We start from the raw sequence: 2,480 nt of genomic DNA, 5'->3' as shown, positions 1-2,480 counted from the left end.
GGGGTGACGGCGTACCTTTTGTATAATGGGTCAGCGACTTACATTCAGTGGCGAGCTTAACCGATTAGGGCAGGCGTAGCGAAAGCGAGTCCGAACAGGGCGTCCAGTCGCTGGGTGTAGACCCGAAACCAGGTGATCTATCCATGGCCAGGTTGAAGGCACGGTAACACGTGCTGGAGGACCGAACCCACTAACGTTGAAAAGTTAGGGGATGAGCTGTGGATAGGGGTGAAAGGCTAAACAAACCTGGAAATAGCTGGTTCTCTCCGAAAACTATTTAGGTAGTGCCTCGTGTATCACCTTCGGGGGTAGAGCACTGTCATGGTTGTGGGGTCCATTGCGGATTACTACGCCATAGCAAACTCCGAATACCGAAGAGTGCAATCACGGGAGACAGACATCGGGTGCTAACGTCCGGTGTCAAGAGGGAAACAACCCAGACCGCCAGCTAAGGTCCCCAAATATGGCTAAGTGGGAAACGAAGTGGGAAGGCTAAAACAGTCAGGAGGTTGGCTTAGAAGCAGCCACCCTTTAAAGAAAGCGTAATAGCTCACTGATCGAGTCGTCCTGCGCGGAAGATGTAACGGGGCTAAGCCATATACCGAAGCTGCGGATGCACAGTAATGTGCATGGTAGGAGAGCGTTCCGTAAGCCTGCGAAGGTGCACTGGAAAGTGTGCTGGAGGTATCGGAAGTGCGAATGCTGACATGAGTAGCGATAAAGGGGGTGAAAGGCCCCCTCGCCGTAAGCCCAAGGTTTCCTACGCAACGTTCATCGGCGTAGGGTGAGTCGGCCCCTAAGGCGAGGCAGAAATGCGTAGCTGATGGGAAGCAGATTAATATTTCTGCACCATTGTGAAATGCGATGGGGGGACGGATCGCGGAAGGTTGTCCGGGTGTTGGAAGTCCCGGTCCTTGCATTGGAGAAGGCGCTTTGGCAAATCCGGGCGCGGGATTCAAGGGTGCGAGGCGAGTCGCCTAGGCGACGAAGCAACTGGAAGGGGTTCCAGGAAAAGCCTCTAAGCTTCAGTTTCACAGTGACCGTACCGCAAACCGACACAGGTGGGCGAGATGAGTATTCTAAGGCGCTTGAGAGAACTCGGGAGAAGGAACTCGGCAAATTGGTACCGTAACTTCGGGATAAGGTACGCCCTCATAGCCTGACTGGCCTGCGCCAGAAGGGTGAAAGGGTTGCAATAAACTGGTGGCTGCGACTGTTTAATAAAAACACAGCACTCTGCAAACACGAAAGTGGACGTATAGGGTGTGACGCCTGCCCGGTGCCGGAAGATTAAATGATGGGGTGCAAGCTCCTGATTGAAGTCCCGGTAAACGGCGGCCGTAACTATAACGGTCCTAAGGTAGCGAAATTCCTTGTCGGGTAAGTTCCGACCTGCACGAATGGCGTAACGATGGCCACACTGTCTCCTCCCGAGACTCAGCGAAGTTGAAGTGTTTGTGATGATGCAATCTCCCCGCGGCTAGACGGAAAGACCCCATGAACCTTTACTGCAGCTTTGCATTGGACTTTGAACCGGTCTGTGTAGGATAGGTGGGAGGCTATGAAGTTGGGACGCCAGTCTCAATGGAGCCGTCCTTGAAATACCACCCTGATCTGTTTGAGGTTCTAACCTTGGCCCGTGATCCGGGTCGGGGACAGTGCATGGTAGGCAGTTTGACTGGGGCGGTCTCCTCCCAAAGTGTAACGGAGGAGTACGAAGGTACGCTAGGTACGGTCGGAAATCGTGCTGATAGTGCAATGGCATAAGCGTGCTTGACTGTGAGACTGACAAGTCGAACAGGTGCGAAAGCAGGTCATAGTGATCCGGTGGTTCTGTATGGAAGGGCCATCGCTCAACGGATAAAAGGTACTCTGGGGATAACAGGCTGATACCGCCCAAGAGTTCATATCGACGGCGGTGTTTGGCACCTCGATGTCGGCTCATCTCATCCTGGGGCTGTAGCCGGTCCCAAGGGTATGGCTGTTCGCCATTTAAAGAGGTACGTGAGCTGGGTTTAAAACGTCGTGAGACAGTTTGGTCCCTATCTGCCGTGGGCGCTGGATATTTGAAGGGGGCTGCTCCTAGTACGAGAGGACCGGAGTGGACGAACCTCTGGTGTACCGGTTGTCACGCCAGTGGCATCGCCGGGTAGCTATGTTCGGAAGAGATAACCGCTGAAAGCATCTAAGCGGGAAACTCGCCTTAAGATGAGATATCCCCGGGGCTTCGAGCCCCTTGAAGGGTCGTTCAAGACCAGGACGTTGATAGGTCAGGTGTGCACGTACAGTAATGTACTGAGCTAACTGATACTAATTGCCCGTAAGGCTTGATCCTATAACAGGTGTGTCTCGACCCGCGTTAGTGCCTGAGCACTGACGCGGGTCCGATCCCCGAAGGGGATTGGTGTGAACTCCCGCGGGAGCTGACAGAAACGCACGGTTGGGATTCAGTGTTGTGCCAGAAACAACACAACCCCCCC

1 rRNA gene is annotated in these 2,480 nt (G+C 54.0%); it reads left to right on the top strand.

Annotated elements, in window-relative coordinates:
• Positions 1 to 2,335: ribosomal RNA gene (locus tag F6X39_RS35905) — 23S ribosomal RNA — on the top strand; the annotation flags it as partial.
• Between the last annotated feature and the right edge of the window lie 145 nt (positions 2,336 to 2,480).

It is taken from the genome of Paraburkholderia sp. UCT2 (genome assembly GCF_014397665.1).
GTDB classification, from domain to species: domain Bacteria; phylum Pseudomonadota; class Gammaproteobacteria; order Burkholderiales; family Burkholderiaceae; genus Paraburkholderia; species Paraburkholderia tuberum.
Note: the sequence above shows the minus strand (reverse complement) of the source record. Positions and strands in the feature narration are given on the sequence as shown.